At 37.4% G+C, this 20,546-nt stretch carries 16 protein-coding genes; 12 read left to right on the plus strand and 4 right to left on the minus strand.

Annotated elements, in window-relative coordinates:
- Window positions 1–165: 165 nt before the first annotated feature.
- The 12 genes from HYG79_RS15365 (at window position 166) to HYG79_RS15420 (ending at window position 14,854) form a co-directional block, all read left to right on the plus strand.
- Window positions 166–1,482 carry an N-acetylmuramoyl-L-alanine amidase family protein gene (locus HYG79_RS15365; protein WP_179242948.1) on the plus strand — a complete coding sequence of 439 codons (1,317 nt, stop codon included), beginning with the start codon at window positions 166–168 and terminating at the stop codon, window positions 1,480–1,482.
- Window positions 1,483–1,537: 55 nt separating this feature from the next.
- Window positions 1,538–2,503, plus strand: a complete 966-nt coding sequence (locus HYG79_RS15370) for an MlaD family protein (protein ID WP_179242949.1) — start codon at window positions 1,538–1,540, stop codon at window positions 2,501–2,503.
- Window positions 2,504–2,506: 3 nt separating this feature from the next.
- Entirely contained in the window at window positions 2,507–3,835 is a 1,329-nt protein-coding gene (locus HYG79_RS15375) for a (Fe-S)-binding protein (RefSeq protein WP_179242950.1), read from the plus strand.
- A gap of 1 nt (window position 3,836) precedes the next feature.
- Window positions 3,837–4,628, plus strand: a complete 792-nt coding sequence (locus tag HYG79_RS15380; protein ID WP_179242951.1) for a (Fe-S)-binding protein — start codon at window positions 3,837–3,839, stop codon at window positions 4,626–4,628.
- 75 nt (window positions 4,629–4,703) lie between these two features.
- Complete coding sequence (locus HYG79_RS15385) at window positions 4,704–5,186, plus strand: ABC transporter ATPase (RefSeq protein WP_179242952.1); 483 nt, start codon at window positions 4,704–4,706, stop codon at window positions 5,184–5,186.
- 102 nt (window positions 5,187–5,288) lie between these two features.
- Window positions 5,289–8,207 (plus strand): glycoside hydrolase family 3 N-terminal domain-containing protein, encoded by a 2,919-nt coding sequence (locus tag HYG79_RS15390; RefSeq protein WP_179242953.1) that lies wholly within the window; start codon window positions 5,289–5,291, stop codon window positions 8,205–8,207.
- Between the two features lie 16 nt (window positions 8,208–8,223).
- Window positions 8,224–9,366 (plus strand): N-acetyl-alpha-D-glucosaminyl L-malate synthase BshA, encoded by a 1,143-nt coding sequence (bshA, locus tag HYG79_RS15395; protein WP_179242954.1) that lies wholly within the window; start codon window positions 8,224–8,226, stop codon window positions 9,364–9,366.
- Window position 9,367: 1 nt separating this feature from the next.
- Window positions 9,368–9,808 carry a hypothetical protein gene (locus tag HYG79_RS15400; protein WP_179242955.1) on the plus strand — a complete coding sequence of 147 codons (441 nt, stop codon included), beginning with the start codon at window positions 9,368–9,370 and terminating at the stop codon, window positions 9,806–9,808.
- A 116-nt stretch (window positions 9,809–9,924) separates the two neighbouring features.
- A complete protein-coding gene (locus HYG79_RS15405) occupies window positions 9,925–11,109 on the plus strand; it encodes an OmpA family protein (protein ID WP_179242956.1) in 1,185 nt (394 codons plus the stop codon).
- Between the two features lie 64 nt (window positions 11,110–11,173).
- Window positions 11,174–12,580, plus strand: coding sequence for an MBOAT family O-acyltransferase (locus HYG79_RS15410; protein ID WP_317168460.1), 1,407 nt, complete (start codon window positions 11,174–11,176; stop codon window positions 12,578–12,580).
- A gap of 12 nt (window positions 12,581–12,592) precedes the next feature.
- Window positions 12,593–13,573 (plus strand): SGNH/GDSL hydrolase family protein, encoded by a 981-nt coding sequence (locus tag HYG79_RS15415; protein ID WP_179242958.1) that lies wholly within the window; start codon window positions 12,593–12,595, stop codon window positions 13,571–13,573.
- A gap of 75 nt (window positions 13,574–13,648) precedes the next feature.
- Window positions 13,649–14,854 carry a GNAT family N-acetyltransferase gene (locus tag HYG79_RS15420; protein ID WP_179242959.1) on the plus strand — a complete coding sequence of 402 codons (1,206 nt, stop codon included), beginning with the start codon at window positions 13,649–13,651 and terminating at the stop codon, window positions 14,852–14,854.
- Here the strand turns inward: HYG79_RS15420 and HYG79_RS15425 are convergent.
- The 4 genes from HYG79_RS15425 to HYG79_RS15440 all read right to left on the minus strand — a co-directional run bounded on the left by HYG79_RS15425 (window position 14,831) and on the right by HYG79_RS15440 (window position 20,545).
- Window positions 14,831–15,751: a hypothetical protein gene (locus HYG79_RS15425; RefSeq protein ID WP_179242960.1), complete on the minus strand. Its 921-nt coding sequence runs from the start codon at window positions 15,749–15,751 to the stop codon at window positions 14,831–14,833. The two genes, HYG79_RS15420 and HYG79_RS15425, sit on opposite strands and share 24 nt — an antisense overlap.
- A 32-nt stretch (window positions 15,752–15,783) precedes the next feature.
- A complete protein-coding gene (locus HYG79_RS15430) occupies window positions 15,784–17,190 on the minus strand; it encodes an MBOAT family O-acyltransferase (protein WP_179242961.1) in 1,407 nt (468 codons plus the stop codon).
- A 71-nt stretch (window positions 17,191–17,261) separates the two neighbouring features.
- On the minus strand, window positions 17,262–19,901 hold the full coding sequence (locus HYG79_RS15435) for a GNAT family N-acetyltransferase (protein WP_179242962.1): 2,640 nt from the start codon (window positions 19,899–19,901) through the stop codon (window positions 17,262–17,264).
- A complete protein-coding gene (locus tag HYG79_RS15440) occupies window positions 19,901–20,545 on the minus strand; it encodes a NeuD/PglB/VioB family sugar acetyltransferase (protein WP_179242963.1) in 645 nt (214 codons plus the stop codon). Before HYG79_RS15440 ends, HYG79_RS15435 begins: the two co-directional genes overlap by 1 nt.
- Window position 20,546: the final 1 nt, after the last annotated feature.

Genomic DNA, 20,546 nt, shown 5'->3' on the forward strand with positions numbered 1-20,546 from the left:
TAGGAAAAGGATATAATGTTTATTTGATTGCAATGCTTTAAATCCTATTTTTGTGAAGGTTTGGCTCAGTATTTGGAGTTCAAACTTACATATATTTTTTGTTCTCCTAATAGTACATTACCATAAATTTAACCATAGCGGGAGCATTAAAATAGCAAGAATACTATGACTGTGAAACGTTTTTACCTTATCCCACTTTTTTTCTTAATCTGCACATTATTTTCTTTTATCAAGAATGATATCGAAGATAATAAACCTTTCGTAGTTGTTCTTGATGCTGGTCATGGGGGGCATGATCCCGGGAATTTGGGTAACGGTTACCTGGAAAAAAATATTGCCTTGAACATTGTGCTCAAGGTCGGTGAGATATTGGAAAAAGAGAAAAACATAAAAGTAATTTACACCCGTGACGATGATACTTTCATAGACCTTTACGTTAGGGGGGAAATAGCGAACAAGGCGAATGCCGATTTATTCGTGTCGGTTCACTGTGATTCCCACTCCTCCGATGCACATGGGGCAGGTACTTTTGTTCTTGGGCTGCATGCGAACAAGCAGAATTTCGAGATTGCCAAAAAAGAGAACTCCGTTATCTATTTAGAGGATAATTATCAAGATCGGTATGCCAAATATGACATAAATTCGCCCGAATCGGTCATCGGCCTTACCATAATGCAAGAGGAGTTCTTGGACCAAAGTATTTTATTGGCCAAAATGATGCAGGATAACTTTTCGGGTAAATTAAAGCGAACCGATCGTAAAGTCAAGCAAGCGGGTTTTATTGTTCTGCACCAAACCTTTATGCCCAGTGTACTTGTAGAAACGGGTTTTTTGACCAACAAGGATGAGGGTAGCTATCTAAATTCGAAAAAAGGGCAGTCAGAAATGGGAAATGCTATTGCACAAGCTATTTTACAGTACAGGAACGAAGTAAAACCGATGGATGCAATCACAAAAACAGAAACATCCCCTGCATTGGATGGCGAACCCATAATTGAAAAAAACAATCCAGAGACAGCTACAAAAGAAAACGTAGCGAACAAAATAGAAGAGGCTCCGAAGAAGGAAGCCATGGTAGTGGAAAAAAAGATTGTTGAAGCGAAAACCGAGACCAAGTCCGAAAAACAAGGATCGATTGCATTAAAGGAGCCCAAAAAAGAGATAGTACAAGAGAAAAAACCTGTTGATAATACTGCTGTAATAAACAAAGACGCATCCCATATCGTATTCAAGGTACAAATTTTGGCAAGTTCAAAGAACATCAGCCTAATTCCTGAAAATTTTAAGGGACTCAATACCTTGACCAAAGAGCCATTTAAAAACTTATACCGGTACATGTATGGTGATACAGGTTCCTATTCACAGGCCAAACTATTAAAATCCAATGCCGATGCCAAAGGATACACGTCATCATATGTTGTATCATACAAAGACGGGGTTCGTATACCTATTAAGGAAGCACTAAAATACGTATCCGAATAATAACCGCCTTCTAAAAATTATTTCTAATTTTGTTAGGCATCAAAAAAACATCTTTTTGAAACTATCCAGAGAAATCAAAACAGGTATTATCGTTATTGGGGGCATACTTCTCTTTATTATGGGGTATAGCTATTTAAAGGCATCACCACTTTTTGATGATAGCAAGACCTTTTATGCGGTATACAAAAATGTTGGTGGTCTGCAGCCGGGTACCCAAGTAACCATCAATGGGCTTACCGTAGGCAAGGTACAGGATATCAAGTTTAAGGATAGGTCGGGAAGTTTGGTCGTAACCTTTTCCGTAAACAACAGTTTGGAGTTTTCCAAGAACAGTAGGGCAGAGTTGTACGATACAGGTATAATCGGTGGTAAGGGTATACAGATAAGACCTGCTTTTGATGGGTCTAGAATGGCTAAAACAGGAGATACGCTAGCAACCGATACACGCCCCGGTCTAACAGAGCTGGTACAACAAAAATTAACTCCGTTACAGCTAAAGGTCGAGGATGCCGTTTCGAATGCAGATTCTCTTTTGATCAACGTAAACGAAATTTTGGATGATGATACCAAAAGGGAATTGCGTGAAAGTATAAAAGGGCTTAATTTGCTGGTCAGGAGTTTTCAACAGAGCGCCAATGGTTTAAATACATTGCTAAACGATAACAAAGAGCAGTTGGACGGGTCTATCCAAAATATTGGGAAGATTACCGAAAATTTTGCCAAACTATCAGATTCACTGAACAATATGCAACTTGGTAAGACCATGAAGGGCTTACAATCTACGATAGCGAGCCTAGATATGCTTTTGGGTAAAATAGAAAAGGGAGAGGGCTCTTTGGGTAAATTGGCCAATAACGAAGAATTATATGATAATTTGTCCAACGCCTCGCGCGAATTGGATTTGTTGCTTCAAGATTTTAGGCTCAATCCCAAACGGTACGTAAATGTATCGGTATTTGGTAAAAAACAGAAAGACTATACGTTGCCAGAGGAAGATCCGGCAGAAAAAATCGAGAATTAGAATATGCAGTATCTCCCCAATATTTTATTTGTTATCGCTTTGGTTTTGGGTATTGGTTTTTTTGCCAAAAATGTAAAACGCCTGTCCAGAAATATTAAATTGGGCAGAGATGTAGATGTAAGTGATAACAAACCGCAACGTTGGAAAAATATGGCGAAAATCGCTTTAGGTCAAACCAAAATGGTGGTACGGCCCATTGCCGGTTTTCTACATATTATCGTGTATGTGGGTTTTGTAATTATAAATATCGAGGTTCTTGAAATCATATTGGATGGTATTTTGGGAACTCATAGGGTTTTCGCCCCATTGGGTGCGTTGTACGATTTTCTAATAGCATCTTTTGAAGTTTTAGCCTTTTTGGTCATAGTGGCCGTTGTCATTTTTTGGTTACGTAGAAATGTGATCAAGTTGCAGCGTTTTTTAAAACCCGAAATGAAAGGATGGCCCAAAAAAGACGGTAATCTTATTCTTTATATAGAATTGGTTCTCATGTTCTTGTTTTTGACCATGAATGCGGCAGACTATCAATTGCAACAATTGAATGTAGCCCATTATACCAAAGCGGGAATGTTTCCTGTAAGTCAGTTTATTGCGCCGCTATTTGAAGGACTGTCCACCTCTACCCTGATATTGATTGAAAGAACAGCTTGGTGGTTGCACATATTGGGTATATTGGCTTTCTTGAATTATCTGTATTATTCTAAACATCTTCATATTTTATTGGCTTTTCCCAACACCTACTATGGTAGCTTGCGGCCCCAAGGTCAATTTGATAATTTGGAATCCGTTACCAACGAAGTAAAGTTAATGATGGATCCGGATGCGGACCCCTTTGCTGCACCGGTGGAAGATGATGCGGGCGAACCTGAAAAGTTTGGAGCATCCGATGTATCCGATTTAAATTGGGTACAATTGCTAAATGCCTATACGTGTACCGAGTGTGGACGCTGTACGAGTGAATGTCCTGCCAATCAAACGGGCAAAAAACTGTCTCCAAGAAAAATAATGATGGATACCCGGGACAGGTTAGAGGAAGTAGGAAAAAATATAGATGCCAATAAAGGGAAATTCACAGATGACGGTAAACAGTTATTGAACGATTATATTACTCCAGAGGAATTATGGGCCTGTACATCCTGTAATGCTTGTGTAGAAGCTTGCCCCGTAAGTATTGACCCTTTATCGATAATCATGGACATGCGAAGGTATTTGGTCATGGAACAATCCGCTGCCCCGACCGATTTGAACAATATGATGGGCAATATTGAAAACAATGGAGCTCCATGGCCTTTTAATCAGATGGACAGACTTAATTGGGTAGAAGAAAATTGATATGAGCAACGAGATTAAAGTACCTACAATGGCCGAGCTTTCAGCGGCAGGACAACAGCCTGAGGTTTTATTTTGGGTGGGCTGTGCCGGAAGCTTTGACGATAGGGCCAAAAAAATTACCAAAGCCTTCGTAAAGTTATTGAACAAAGCCAATGTAAATTTTGCCGTTTTGGGTACCGAGGAAAGCTGTACGGGCGACCCTGCGAAACGTGCGGGGAACGAATTTTTATTTCAAATGCAGGCGGTTACCAATATCGAAGTCATGAACGCCTATGAAATAAAAAAGGTCGTTACCGCTTGCCCGCATTGCTTCAATACCATAAAAAACGAATATCCCGGTTTGGGCGGTAATTACGAAGTGGTTCACCACACCCAATTTTTAAAACAATTATTGGAGGAGGGAAAAATATCGGTAGAAGGCGGTAAATTCAAAGGAAAACGCATTACGTTTCACGACCCTTGCTATTTAGGCCGTGCCAACAATGTATATGAGGCACCCAGGGATTTGATCCGCAAGTTGGATGCCGAACTGGTCGAGATGAAAAGTTGCAAGAGTAGGGGACTTTGTTGCGGCGCCGGTGGTGCCCAGATGTTCAAGGAACCTGAAAAAGGCAATAAAGATGTCAACATTGAGCGCACAGAGCAAGCACTGGAAACTCAGCCCGAAATTATCGCTGCGGGCTGTCCCTTTTGTAATACGATGATGACAGATGGGGTAAAAAACAAAGAAAAGGAAGCCAGTATTGCAGTCATGGATATTGCGGAGCTCATTGCCACTGCCGAGGATTTATAAGTTTTTTTGCCTTAAAATAAACATCACGTATTTTTTCACAATGTTGTTTTTGAATTTGATATTTGAATTTTAACTATGTTAGTAGATTTCAACGACCTTCCCGAAACTTCAAGAATTTGGATATACCAAGCCAACCGTAGTTTTACCAAAGATGAATTGCAAGAGGTTTCTGCGGCCCTTGATGATTTTTTGACTCATTGGACTGCACACGGGAGCAATTTGAAAGCTGGTTATGAAATACGATATAATCGGTTCATAGTCTTGGGATTGGACCAATCTATGGCTTCCGCTTCCGGTTGCTCCATTGACGCTTCGGTACATTTCATTCAATCTTTGGAGAAAAAATACGCTATCGATTTGTTGGATAAAATGAACGTATCTTACAAACAGGGCGAATACATCGCATATAAACCATTGAGCGATTTCAAAAAAATGGCCAAGCAAAAGGCAGTTTCTTCAAACACTATCGTTTTTAATAATCTGGTTACCAATAAGCTAGAGTATTTGGAACATTGGGAAGTACCCGCTTCCGAGAGTTGGCACGCCCGTTTCATGTGATTCTGGTACAACTTTTGCCATAAAACCCTATATATACATTGTCCTAATCGATGAAATGCAATAATTTGTAAGCTTTTTAGTTAGTACGATATATAACTTTCTATGGAAAAAAAATTACACTATCTTATCTTCCCTTTTTTGATTGCCTTCTTTTGGGCCAATGGTCAGCAAAACCCTTTAAGGGTTTCCGATAGTCTCGCTCAACAGGGTTGGGTAAATTCAACCTATAACGGAATGACCTTAGAAGAGAAAATTGGTCAATTGTTTATGGTAATGGTCGCTTCGAACGATACCAAAACAAATACCGACAAGGTAAAAAAGCTTATTACCGAGCATCAAATAGGTGGAGTTATTTTTTCAAAAGGAGGTCCGGTACGGCAGGCTAAACTCACGAATACCTATCAAGCATTATCCAAAACACCACTGTTGGTGGGTCTGGATGCGGAATGGGGCTTGGCCATGCGGTTAGATTCTACCTATGCTTTCCCATGGAATATGACCTTAGGGGCGATAACCGATAGTTCTATCGTTGAAAAGGTGGGTAAACGAATAGGGGAGCATGCTAAACGTCTGGGAGTGCATATCAACTTTGCACCGGATGTTGACATCAACACAAATCCTAAAAATCCAATTATCGGGAATCGTTCCTTTGGTGAGGACAGGAATAGCGTTACGCGCAATGGTATCGCTTTTATGAAGGGAATGCAAAGCGCGGGTGTACTGACCAGCGGAAAGCACTTTCCCGGGCATGGCGATACATCGGTAGATTCTCATAAAGCCCTACCCAAAATCGATTTTACAAGACAAAGGTTGGACAGTATAGAAATGTATCCCTACGAAAACTTGATTCAAGAAGGATTGAGCAGTATCATGGTCGCCCATCTGAGCGTACCCGCTCTGGAAATACAAGAGGAGATACCATCGTCATTATCCGAACAGATTATTTCCGGCATTTTAAAAGAGGAAATGGGTTTTCAAGGCCTGGTTTTTACCGATGCATTGAATATGAAAGGCGTATCGGATTATGCCGAAGATGGTAAAACCGAACTTGCTGCTTTTTTGGCAGGTAATGATATGTTGTTGATGCCCAAAGACCTAGAAAAGGCTAAAGAAGCACTGCTTAAGGCATATGAAAGGGGAAGAATAACAGAGCAGCGATTATCGCAATCCGTCAAAAAAATATTGATGGCCAAATTCAAAGTCGGCTTACATAAATATGAGCCTGTTGTCTTGGATAGCCTTAATGAGGATTTGAATACATTGGCAGATGATTTACTATATGAAGAAGCTATAGAAAATGCGATCACCGTTGTAAAAAACAACTTTTCACTCTTACCCATCAAAAAACTGGAAAATAAAAAAATCGCCTATGTGAAATTCGGTGATGATGACGGTACACCATTTCTAAAGGAGCTAAATAAATACACCATAGTCGATGAAATTGATGGAAAGGATGTCGCTAGTCTCAAAAAGAAACTCACCGGGTACAATTTGGTAATAGTTAGTTTGCATAAGAGTAATGCTAGCCCTTGGAAAGGATATAAATTTACTGATAATGAGTTGTTTTGGTTAGAAGAGATAGCTAGGGATAGAGGTTCAAATACCATTCTTACAACCTATACGAAGCCCTATTCGCTATTGGATGTTACGTCATTTGATAATTTGGATGCTGTAGTGGTCGGATATCAAAATAGTGAACTGGCGCAACAAAAAATGGCCCAATTACTTTTTGGGGCGATTCCCGCCAAGGGAAAATTGCCTGTTAGCATAGGGTCTGGATTTCCTGCAGGTACTGGAGTTTTGCTAAACGATTTGGATAGGTTGGGATATAGTTTTCCGGAACGTGTAGGTTTTAGCTCAGAAAAACTTACTCAAGTAGATACTTTGGTACAGGTAGGTCTAGATTCCTTGATGTTCCCTGGAGCCCAAGTGCTGATTGCCCGTAGGGGCAAGGTCATATATAACAAAAGTTTTGGAAAGCCCACATACGAGTCAAAAGAGATTTTGACCAACGAGCATATTTTTGATTTGGCCTCCTTGACCAAAATACTGGCGACCGTACCCATGGTCATGAAAATGGAGGAAGAGAATAAAATAGCCCTTAACACCACTTTTCAAGATATGATACCTGCTTATGCGGAATCTGAATTGAAAGACGTTACGGTTTTGAAGGCTTTGTCCCATTATGGTAGGTTACCGGCTTGGATCGCTTTTTATGTAAGCACGTTGGACAAAAAAAGAAAACCCTCGACCGAATTCTACAGAACATCGCCTTCTGATGGATTTTCGATTAAGGTAACCGATAAACTATACCTGACCGATGCTTACAAAGATTCAATTTATAATAGAATCGGTAGACAAGAGTTAAAATCCAACCGATACAGATACAGTGATGTTGCCTATTATGTATTTAAAAAATACATTGAAAATACCTATGGAAAACGCCTAGATAACTTGGCCAACGATTTTTTGTACAACCCGCTGGGAGCTTATAAGACCACCTATAATCCGTTGGAAAAGTTTCCAAAGAATAAAATTGTGCCTTCTGAAATCGATAAATATTACAGGTACGATGTAGTACAGGGTTATGTTCATGATATGGGCGCCGCCATGCAGGGCGGGGTGGGAGGCCATGCCGGACTTTTCAGCAATTCTAACGATATCGCCAAAATCATGCAAATGTACCTGCAAGGCGGCATTTATGGTGGCGAGCGTTTTTTGGATTCACGTACCATTGAAAAATTCAATAAGTGCTATTTTTGCGATGAAAATGTACGCCGTGGTGTTGGTTTTGACAAGCCCGATTTAAGGAGCGGCAACCCTACCTGTGGTTGCGTCTCTCGAAAAAGCTTTGGCCACAGTGGCTTTACAGGCACGTATACGTGGGCCGACCCAGAGGAAGAAATCGTTTATGTTTTTCTTTCGAATAGGACCTATCCTACCGCATCGAACACACTTTTGGTCAAATCAAGCTTAAGAACCAGGATTCAACAGGCTATTTATGATGCTATCATAAATTAAATAGTAATTTAGTAAAATGAAGATTGCTATAGTATGTTATCCAACTTTTGGTGGTAGTGGCGTGGTTGCGACAGAACTGGGCATTGCCCTTGCCAACCGTGGCCACGAAGTGCATTTTGTGACTTACAAACAACCAGTGCGTCTAGAGCTTTTGAGCAACAGAATCCATTTTCACGAGGTACACGTTCCTGAATATCCATTGTTTCAATACCAACCTTATGAGCTGGCCTTATCCAGTAAATTGGTAGATACGGTAAAATTATACGGTATTGAATTACTGCATGTACATTATGCCATTCCCCATGCCTATGCAGGCTATATGGCCAAACAAATGCTAAAGGAAGAGGGCATTTACATTCCTATGATAACTACCCTTCACGGGACCGATATTACATTGGTGGGTAAACATCCTTTTTATAAGCCTGCGGTTACATTCAGCATAAACAAGTCAGATGTGGTTACCTCGGTATCAGAAAATTTAAAACAGAGCACTCAAGATATCTTTGATATCAAAAAGGAGATTGAGGTAATTCCTAATTTTATTGATAAGAGAAAATACAGTTCAAGCTTTACCGACTGTCAACGTTCGCTAATGGCAAATGATGACGAGAGAATAGTCACCCATATCAGTAATTTCAGGAAGGTAAAACGTATACCGGATGTAATCCGCATTTTCGAGAAAATTCAAAAAAGTATCCCCGCCAAATTGATTATGGTAGGCGAGGGGCCCGAAAAAGAAGGTGCCGAACTTTTGTGCGAACAATTGGGTATTTCCGATAAAGTGATTTTCTTGGGGAACAGTAACGAAATAGATAGAATTCTATGTTTTTCCGATTTGTTTTTGCTACCATCGGAATCGGAAAGTTTTGGTCTTGCGGCTTTGGAGGCCATGATTAACAAAGTAGCCATAATATCCAGTAATACTGGAGGAATACCCGAGGTAAACAAACAGGGTATTACGGGTTATTTGAGCGATGTAGGCAATGTTGACGAAATGGCGCAAAATGCCCTCAGCATACTAAAAGACGATACAGTTCTAGAAAGGTTTAAGGAGAGAGCTGTAGAAACTGCTTTGAACTTCGATATTTTAAATATTCTACCGTTATATGAGGAAGTGTATGAGAGGGCATATAGATCCAGATTTAAAAATTCATACTAATATGCGTTTTTTAGTACTCCTTTTTTTTACACTCTCAATTTCGTGCAAAACCCAGTCTGCCAAGAACACAAAGTACGATTCGTCCCGGTACGCCCCAAATATGATTTTACAGGATAATTATTCCGGTTCGGAAACATCTGAAAATGTCGTCATTCGAAACAATAAGGAACTACATGGTTTTTTCGCACAGGTCAATAAAACCAGAAAACCGGGAATACCCGTTCCGACAATTGATTTTACCAAAGAAATGGTTGTCGCCATATGTTCGGGAAAAGTTGATGGCAATGTAATGCCAAAACTTTCGTGGGTCAAAGAGGATGATGAAACCATAACCTTCAACGTAGCTAAAGAACCTCTAAATAAAGCTGATGTAACATCAAGCACCTCTCCCTTTCGTCTATATAAAATACCCCTTACCGCAAAGACGATTTCTTTTAAATAACCAACGCATCAAGTTACGTTCCTAATATCGAGTATTTCTACGCTTCACGGTGGTAAGTTTACCGTTTTGTTCATTTGGAATAATTTTGTGTTACCTAACTCCCAAATCTTTACGTAATGAAAATATTTAAGCTCTGTCTATTCGTTTTGGTATGCGGTTTTGTTAACATTGTTGCGTGCCAAGAAATAAATATAGCGCCTAAAGACTCCATCGTACAAAGCTCATGGATGTTTGGAGTAGGATATAACATTGTCGATGATTCCGCTACACCTTTTGGTTGGGACTTTATTAGGATCAAGGATACTTGGAACGCAGTTCCCTACCCATCAAGGTTAAGTATTGGTAAGTTTTGGAAAAACGGTATTGGAGTGACCGTGATAGGAACGTACAACAAGTATGAGGAAGGAAAATTAGTTGACGGTCAAATAAACGCAACGGAACGTGATTACTTTGCACTTGATTTTATGGGGAGTTACGACCTAAATAAAATAGTGGGCCATACCGGATGGTTTGATCCATATGTACACATGGGGGCTGGGTACAGCTCAATCGGTGGTGCTGCAAGGACCACACTCAACGCAGGTTATGGTTTTAGGATATGGCTTAATGAAAAATGGGGTATTGATTTGAATACTATCGGAAAATGGGGATTGGGAGAAGCAGAGAAATCCACAAAACAGCTGCAACATGCAGCTGCAATCGTGTATCAATTTGATATCAATAAAGGGTTGACCAAAAGAGGAATAAAAAAGCTGGAACTATTAGAGGCCATAGAAAAGAAAGAAAAGATATACCAAGATTCCTTGGCAACCGAACTGGAATACCTAGAGAAGGCAAAGCTTTTGGCAAAGAGATTGGAGCATGAAAAAGAAATGGCAAGGCTGGCACAGTTGCAAAAGGATAAAGATGATATAGAAAAAACGAGAAAATCGGATATAGAAAATACAATTAAACAAATAGGAAGTGTTTATTTTGATTTGAATTCTTCTTATCTTAATCCAGAATCTAAAAACAAGTTAAATAGCTTGGCCCAGCTATTCAAAAACTCCCCCAAATTAAAAATTCAGATGACATCACATACCGACTCTCGTGGCGGTGGTGCGTATAATATGTGGTTGTCCGAAAGGCGACTGAAACGAACTATGGACTATTTAGCATCAAAAGGTGTTGAAACATCCAAGATTGATGGAAAAAGTTTTGGAGAACAACATATTATGAATGAATGCAAAAATGGTGTCAAGTGTCCTGAAAGTAAGCATAGGGTAAATAGAAGGGTGGAGTTTATAATTATGGATCTTTAAAAACCGGAGAAACTAAATGCTATTCAATTCACTGGAGTATTTTATTTTTCTACCTGTTGTATTTATGCTTTATTGGTTCGTTTTCAATAAAAGGATAAATGTTCAGAATCTTTTGGTATTGTTGGCCAGCTACTTTTTTTACGGTCTTTGGGATTGGCGTTTTCTTTTTTTGATCATGGCGAGTACCATCGTAGATTATATGGTAGGTCTTGCAATACACAAAAACGATACCGATAGGAAAAAACAAAAATTTTGGCTTTGGGCCAGTATTATTTTCAATATTTCCCTGTTGGGCTTTTTTAAATACTATAATTTCTTTGCCGATTCTTTTATGGATATGTTCCAACTGTTCGGCTATACGATCAAGAGCAGTTGGACGTTGAATATCATCTTACCCGTGGGTATATCTTTCTATACTTTCCAGACGATGTCCTATTCACTGGATATTTATTACAAACGTATTGAACCCACTAAGAATTTATTGTCCTTTGCAACATTTGTCGCTTTTTTTCCACAATTGGTGGCGGGTCCTATAGAGAGGGCTTCCAATCTACTGGGCCAGATTACGAAAAAAAGGGTTTTCAGCTATGACCAAACTGTTGAAGGCATTAAACTGATATTATGGGGCTTGTTCAAAAAAATGGTCATAGCCGATGGTCTGGCACCCATTGTTGATGATATTTTTGCCAATTATGGCATGTACCCTGCCTCTACGCTGATTTTGGGGGTCACGTTGTTCAGTTTTCAGGTATATGGGGATTTTAGCGGGTATTCCGATATGGCTATCGGTACGGCAAAAATGTTTGGCATCGAGCTGATGTCCAACTTTAAATTCCCCAATTTTTCCAGAAATGTAGCGGAATATTGGCAAAGATGGCATATTTCACTATCCACTTGGTTTAGGCACTATGTTTATATACCGTTAGGTGGCTCAAGAGTAAGCAAACTATTATCGGTAAGGAACATTTGTATCATTTTTTTGGTCAGTGGATTTTGGCATGGTGCCAATTGGACATTTATTTTTTGGGGTGCGTTTCATGCGTTGGCCTTTATTCCTGTTTTTCTTATGGGCAGAAATACCATTTATAAAAATTCGGTAGTTGCAGAAAATACGGTCCTGCCCACAATCAAAGAATTGGGACAATTGATCTTGACCTTTTCAATAGTGACTTTTTCAAGGATATTTTTTAGGTCGGAATCCTTGACCGATTCGTTTAACTATATATCCAGGATTTTTTTAAACTTTGAATATTCGGAGTATCGACATCCCATGGGATACAGAATGATAGATTACTTTGTACTTATAGGAGTTTTTGTCTTTTATGAATATTTGATACGTAGGGATGAGCGAAACCCTTTCAAGTTCAAGAATAAATACGTTCGTTTTGTATTATATTCACTGGTGATATTGCTTATTCTCCTATTTTATGATGATAATGTGGATAGATCCTTTATATACTTTCAATTTTAATCGTATTTGATTTTGAAAAAACTTTTTATCAAATTATTTTCCTACGGTATTCTTTTTGTAATTTCTTTGGAAATACTGGTGCGTGTATTCCACTTGGCCAAGGACACGCCGGTTAGGTTTGCAGACGAACGAAAAGTTGAAAAATGGGTGCCGAACCAAAAAGGGCATTCCGTTACGGGGAACCGTAGGCAGAATTTTTCGGAATATCGTATCAATAGCTCTGGTTTCAATTCGTACCGAGAATTTTCACCTTCTAGGGAGAAGGTAGAAATAGCTCTTGTTGGCGACTCTTTCATTGAAGGTTTTCATCAAAATTATTATAATTCCATAGGTAGAAAAATAGAAAATAAGCTACCTAAGGTAGAAGTTTACGAATATGGATATGCAGGTTATGATCTGGCCGACCAACTGCACCTAATAAACGTTTACAAAGAGCAATTTGATTTGATTGATATCGTAATCTTAGGGTTAAAATTTGAAAACGACCTTACAAGACCAAAGTATGAAGTTGTACAAAGCCGACTAGCGTTAGAATCAAAAACCAATAGACTGATCAAAAAGAGCAAGCTTCTCGTTTACCTTAATAGTATTGGTGTTATATCTAATATCAGAAGTTTTGTAAACGACACCAAGTATCTGATCAGGTTTAAAAACAAAGGTAAAAATGCACGTACAAATCAAAACAAACAAAATAATGGGAAAGGCAAATACGAAGAATATTTAAAAAATTTTGAATCACTGGTAAGCACTTATGGTTTTGACAAAAAAAGATTTTATTTTCTGATAGATGAGACGATCACCCCTTCAAAATTTTTAGACTACCTCAAAATAAATAATTACAGGTTTATCAAAATCGGGGAAAGCCTGAAGCAAAGTGAAAAACCTGTAACGCTAATATACGATAGGCATTGGAACGATAGGGGGAGAGATATAGTTGCTAAAGAAATTCTTAAAAAAACAAAGCACAAAAAATTGGGTTTTCATGAAGAATAGCGGTCACACATTTTTTGGTTTGGCATGATTCGTTCCATTCGATCAAAACATTTAATACAACAACAAGCATAGTGTATGGGTTTTTTGAAAAATATTGAGCTCAATTTTACAGAGGATTTTTTTGAGAAATTGGATACTCCGTATTTCTATAACTCAGTCATCAACAAAACAACATCGAAACAAAAGTATTTGAATGTTTGCAATGACGTCATCAAAGAAAACAAGGACAATATCTATCTGGTACATTTTATACCGCCATTTTTAGAGTTGTCATTAAATACCCAACCTGCTGTATATTCTCGGTTTTCGTTCAACCACTTCGTAGGCCTTTTATGCAATTTGACCGATTGCACAAATGCAGATGATTATATGGTAAAACAATTTGGGAGTAAGGGTAGAAGAAATATTTTGGCCCGATTAAGGAGACTGGAGACTTGTTTTGATATTAAATATAAAATGTTTGACGGTAATATAGGGAAAGACGAATGCAAGGGATTGATGGAAAAATTTAGGTTAATGATAGTCAATAGATTTGCCCAAAGGGGTATAAAACATGGCAATATAGACTACTGGGATTTTTATCAAGATTCTGCATACGATATGATAATCAATAAGAAAGCAAGTCTTTTCGTAGTATATAACAGCAATGTTCCTATAGCAATAAGCATAGGATATATGTACGAAAATATTTTTGAAAGTGCTATCAGTTCGTACGAAATTGACTATGCGAAATTTGGTTTGGGAAATATTGTGGTTTTAAAAAAAATAGAGTGGTGTTTTGAAAATGGCTTTACTATTTTTAACATGAGATGGGGCGATTATAAATATAAAAGGGATTGGTGCAATACGGTATACAATTATAAAAGTGAAGTTATTTATAATGGTAAATCCTTAGTCAAAAAAATTAAGGCATTTTTTATCACAAAAAAAAGTATGGCATCTACTTATATGATAATAAATAAAGAACGTTTTAATCTACTGGCAAAAATTCGTTGGTATCTTTTATATGGCAATAGGCCAAAAGTTAAACCAACTAATGCTACATTGCCTTACAGGGTTGAGGACTGCTCTTCCAACATACAAGATAAGATCACTAAAATTAATATATATAGTCAAGAAAATAGTTTTGTTAGGAAACCGGTTTTTGATTTTCAATATGTGAATTCAGAAAAATCTTCTAACATAGAGGTTTTCAGAGTAGGGGATAAAAGGGATGAACGGGTATATTTGGTAAAAGGGCTAAAGAAACAAAAGCTTCTATTTTTTGATAGTGTTGATTAGTTCAAGTATATCTTTCCCTACCATTTTTGTGAATAGTCTAGCACCATTATCGTTTAAATGAGACGCATCATGAAATAGCTCATAATTTCCCATGAACTTGGGGTTCTTGCTATAGTCGAAAAATGGTATATCGTTATTCTTTGTTATTTCCAATATTTTGGAATAAGAAGTATTGTTACTAAAATCAACATTTATCGGCTTTGGTGAGGTAACAAAGACCAAGGCTATGTTTTTTTGTTTTGCATTTTGGATAAGTTTTTTCAACACTTTTACAAAATCAATATTTATTGTTTCTTCGGAATACTCACCACGTAAATTGATATTTTTTATATTTTCAGGTTTAGGCATAACTCCTGATAATGGCCTGTACCCGTCGTAGTCTTTTTGTGGAGCTAGATAATACCGTAAGGCATGTACGATAGTAGAATTGTTTCTATAAGAGTTGAGCAGTAGTTTGAGGCTAATAAATTTATCTTCTTTTTTGAGTATCGGATATAATTCTTCCCGATACGAACCATAGAAAGGGTGTAAATCCGATAATCTTCGATAAGCGACCGAAGATTCGTATAACCAATCCTCATCAATATTCAGAACCATTATATCTGGACGTTTGTTTTTGAGAATCATTTTCTGTAGGGCAAAATGATATATCAACTGTTGCCCTTCGGCCCCTGCATTGTATGCCTTCTTTTTTACGATGCTATCCAGAACTTTTGGCACAAAATGTCTAATAGCATGAGAGCTGCCCAACACAATTAGTTCGGCATCGCTTTTTTTGGTTACATATTGAATTCTTGCATATTTACCTGTCTTTTGAGAAAAGAATATTTCATTTGAAAAAAAACCAAAAATTAAATCTACCATGATCAAAACGATCAAAAATTTTACAATTTTCAAAAAAAACGATTTGTGTTCTTTCTTTATCATATTTAAAATTGGAAATAAATAAATTGGCTTTCATCAAATACTCCTAAATATAAAATCATAAAAATCAAGAAAGCAAAAAAGGATAATCGTACAAACTCGTATCTATTGTTGGAAAAAGAAAAAAGATGGTTAAAAAACTCCTTTTTGACCTCCATGACCATTAACATGAGAATTGCTATAAGTGAATAGATCAATGCCGCTATATCATCACCCATGCCTATGTAGAGGCTTCCAGGAGTAGATACTACCTTTTGCAATATCATGTATGCATCCTGTACTGAATTTGCCCTAAAAAACACCCATGAGATATTTATAAGAACAAAAGTCAGCATTATATTTAAAATACCGGTCCTTCTTTTTTTGAATATATATTTTTCTAAAACTATATAGCCACCATTTAAAGCCCCCCATATTATAAATGTCCAATTGGCACCATGCCAAAAACCACTTATCAAAAAAGTTATGAAAATATTGAACAACCATCTTGATTTCGTCGTGCGATTACCGCCCAATGGAATGTATAGGTAGTCTCTAAACCAAGTGGACAAGGATATGTGCCACCTAGTCCAAAACTCACTTATAGATGCCGAAAAATAAGGACGTCGAAAATTGGTCATGAGGTCAAAATCAAAAAACTTTGCTGTTCCAATGGCGATTAGGGAATAGCCTGCAAAGTCTCCGTAAATTTGAAAAGAAAATAACAAGGTGGCCATAATAAGGGTATAGCCATCATGGTTTTCCACATTATTGTAAACTGCATTTACATAGACTGCAGCCCTGTCTGCGATCACTAGTTTTAAAAAAAAACCTAGGATTAAAAATTTAAGGCCCGTTGAAAACTTTTTGACAGCAAACCGTTTTTCTTCATAAAACTGGGGAAGTAAATTACTTGCACGCTCTATGGGACCAGCCACCAATTGCGGAAAGAAACTTACAAATGCAAAAAAAGATAAAAAATCGTCGGTAGCCTTTATTTTCTTTCTATAAATATCTATGGTGTAACTCAGTGTTTGAAACGTATAGAAACTTATGCCTACCGGAAGAATAATATTGAGTTGTCTAAAGTTGGCCTTGTGACCAAAAAATGAAAATGCTTCTATAAAGTTATCAATAAAGAAATTACAGTACTTAAAAAATAATAGAGCTCCAAGATTTACTGCCAAACTTGTATAAAGCAGTCTTTTTCGTACCCTAAGGTTTTCACTGTTCCCAATTGCCTTTCCAACTAAAAAATCTATTAAAGAACTTGTTGCGATTAAAAATAAAAAACGCCAGTCCCACCAACCATAAAAAACATAACTTGAAAATAAAATGATTGCATTACGTTGACGTACCGTTTTCGCTAAATACCAGTATAGCACAAAAACTACCGGAAAAAATATTATAAAGTCAATAGAGTTGAATAACATTCAAAATCCTACTTAAAACTTTTATTATTATGAATGGGCGTTGTAAAAGAATTATTATGGGTATGTCATAATCAAGATACCTTTACTTGCCTGTAAATAGGAAAAAAATCATTTATTTCTCCTTCTGTATTATTTACTTTTGCGCCCAATAGCTTATGGTTCAATTCTTGGTACTTCTTTTTGTCTATTATTTTTCTACCGGTGTAGAACATAACATCGTTATCTTTAGGGAAAAGAGCTTTTTTGCTTTTATAAAGCCCATCATTATTTCTTACCCCACCTCCTAAAATATAGTTCTTTTTACCCATCTCAATAGCCCATTTAATGACTTCGACCCTCAGGAAATCATTTGGTCTTAGATGAAAATATTCTTCTTCGGTACCGCCCAAAAATGCGTGTATATATGAATCTTTTACAATTATCAATTCTGTGGAAATGGGAATTTTTTTATTGTAAACAGTACACAGCACGAACTTTTCTGGATTGCTCAAGACAAGATTATTGAAGTAGTCCAAAGAAAAGAAAAGAAATGCTTGCGCATCATTTCTTTTCATGGTATTCACATATATGGTATAGAAATCTCTTATATGTTTTTCTTTGATATTGTTTTTATCAAAAAACTTGATTTTCAAATTATATTTAAGTGATTTTCGGTAGTTGTTTCTGACTTTGGGTAAAAACCGTTCCCATTGATCTTCAAAATTACCCAAAAGCTTACCGTTCACATTATCTAAGGTGGGAAAGCACTCGCCAGAATAACTTTTGTGATTTTGGTTTAGACTGAATCTGACAAATTCAGTTATAATATCATTTTCGCGATACCATGTATCTACTAAATCCCAAAATTTTACTGGAATGGAAAAATCGTCATTGTACTTAAAAATTGGACCGCTATATCCGTAAGGTGAGATTACGTCAAAAAAATCAGTATTTGGTATTTTTCTTTTGACCATGGGCATTACAGCAACACTTTCATCATTTTTTTTTAGTTCAAAAGCTATCAAACCAACATCCTTTTTTTGGTGATGCGAAAAATAATTTAACATGTAGTATGGGTTGTCGTTCCATTGTTCTGAAATTATATTTTGATAATGATTTTTATCTGTTTCGTCGGTCAGATCGTAAACATTAAGTGCAATCTTGTCCTTAATGATATCGGGCTGTATCAGATGTTCGGATAAAACTTTGGAGAAAGCTATGATTCTTCCACAATGCTCAACATGCCATACAGCCTGATCTAAAATTACGTTACCGGCCAATAGCGGTCCGACTATATGTAGATTGTGTGATGCTTCCATGCGATTGTTCACCGTTATTCCTATTTTGGAATCATTGGCACTTATGTATCCTTTTTGCAACATGTTTTTTAGAAGTTCAGGTATTTTGTCCATGTATAGATTCATGCCGCCAACACAGTTGATTACTATATCTACTGGATGTTTGGTGACCATCTTTTTTTTGCTGGCAGTATCTAGGTATTCCAAGTTATAGGTGTTGCCATTCTTTTTCATATCGGAAAACCTTCCTGCAATATGTTGAAATCGGTTTTTTTTCTTCAGGGCTTTCACGGTATTGGAATAATGAAGGCCGGCTACTCTTTGCCTACGACCAATCTCATTGCCATGGTAACAAGCAAAGTTCCCAAGTTCTCTTTTGTTTAATTTACCCAGTAAAGAACCGAAAGCACTTGAAACAACGCCTACCGTAGATGCCGCTCCTAAGTCTATTCTTTCTGCGGCATCCAAATCTTTATAAACGGCATCGGCGATTTCTTTTGCCGTTAGCGACTCTTTTTTTTGTAACGATTTTAATGTGCCTGGCGAATAATTGGAAAGTTTTTGAAAATCGATCTCAGAATCTGGAAGCAACCCTTGTGTAGATAGCATCGTAAAAGTATCTATTAAATCAGATATGCCCTTGTCATCGTTCATTTTATACAGCATCTCCAGACCGCTTGCGTTGGATCCCACGATAACTGCGTTACGAACTTTGCCTTTACTGTCTTTTAAAAATGTTTTTATGGTCTCCAAAGTTCTTTGGAGCTCTAGTTTGTAAGGGTTGTTTATGAACAATAAATTTTCTTCCCTTAATAGTGTATCGTTTTTCCACAACGGATTGGTAGGCAAGGAACCTATTGATAAAACAAGTTTTTTGGTTATGGTAGGGGTAGTGTTTTCATACAGAACTTCCCAACAATCGTCTCTAAACCTGGTGTCTATAACTTCCGACGCTATGTAGGATACCTTTAGTCTTTTCTCTTTTTCAAGGCTGTCTACAGTTGTTTTTACTTTCTCATCTATATAACATCCAAAGAAACGGCGTGGTATGAACAAATCCTCCCACTCGTTGTTCTTAATTTCTGTCGCATGGTCTACAACCCACTTTTTGGATAGTTCACCACCTTCACTTTTGAATTCGTCAATAAGCCATTCTTTATTCAGTTTTAGCCATTTTAAAAAGGGACTTAGTTCAGGCTCCGGTAAAAAATTTCGTAAGGATGTTATTAGTAAAACAGAAAAACCCGATCTTTTTCCATATGGAATCCCGGTGTTGAATTCACCATACTTATCGATTACCGTTATGTTTAAAAAAGGATGTTCTTTTTTATCCTTAACTTTTTCCAGGAGATGAAGAAGGGTGAATGATGTAGATATGCCCGATCCTATAAAGGTTATATCTTCGATTTGTTTTTGATTGATCGCAGTTGTCATTATTTATTGTATTTAATTACCCTTCCCGGATTCCCTACTACTGTAGCAAAATCAGGTACATCTTTGATGACAACGGTACCGGCACCCAATAAGGAGTTTTCCCCTATGGTTTTTATACCCGTCATAGCGGTTACCCCCATGCCTATGTATGCATTTTCCTTAACGTTTATCATTGCTCCGATATTAACACCAGAAGACATAAAAACGCCGTTTTCGACTGTAACATGATGAGCAATCGTACTTGCCATATTTACCATTAAGTAATTTCCTATTTTAGTATGTGGCATAACAATATTACCCACTAACATATAAATGGCTTCCCCGAGTTCAACATCGGGCCCTATTGATGTGGTTGGATGGATAAAGCTGGGGGTATTGTAACCTTCGTTCTTTAAAGCAGATAAATAACTGGCCCTAATTTTATTGTTTCCTATTGGGCAATAGACATCTCTTATATTTGATTTTAATTTTTTTGAAAACAGATCACCATAGTCCCCCAAAACAGGAATGCCATTTACATTTTTCCCAGACAACTTGGTATCGTCATCAATAAAACCGATTATAGGCACACCAGCCTCTATAAGATATGAAGCATATATTTGCCCTTGGGTTCCTGCCCCGATTATTATGGAAGGATTTTTCATT

The organism is Costertonia aggregata, assembly GCF_013402795.1.
GTDB classification, from domain to species: Bacteria; Bacteroidota; Bacteroidia; order Flavobacteriales; family Flavobacteriaceae; genus Costertonia; species Costertonia aggregata.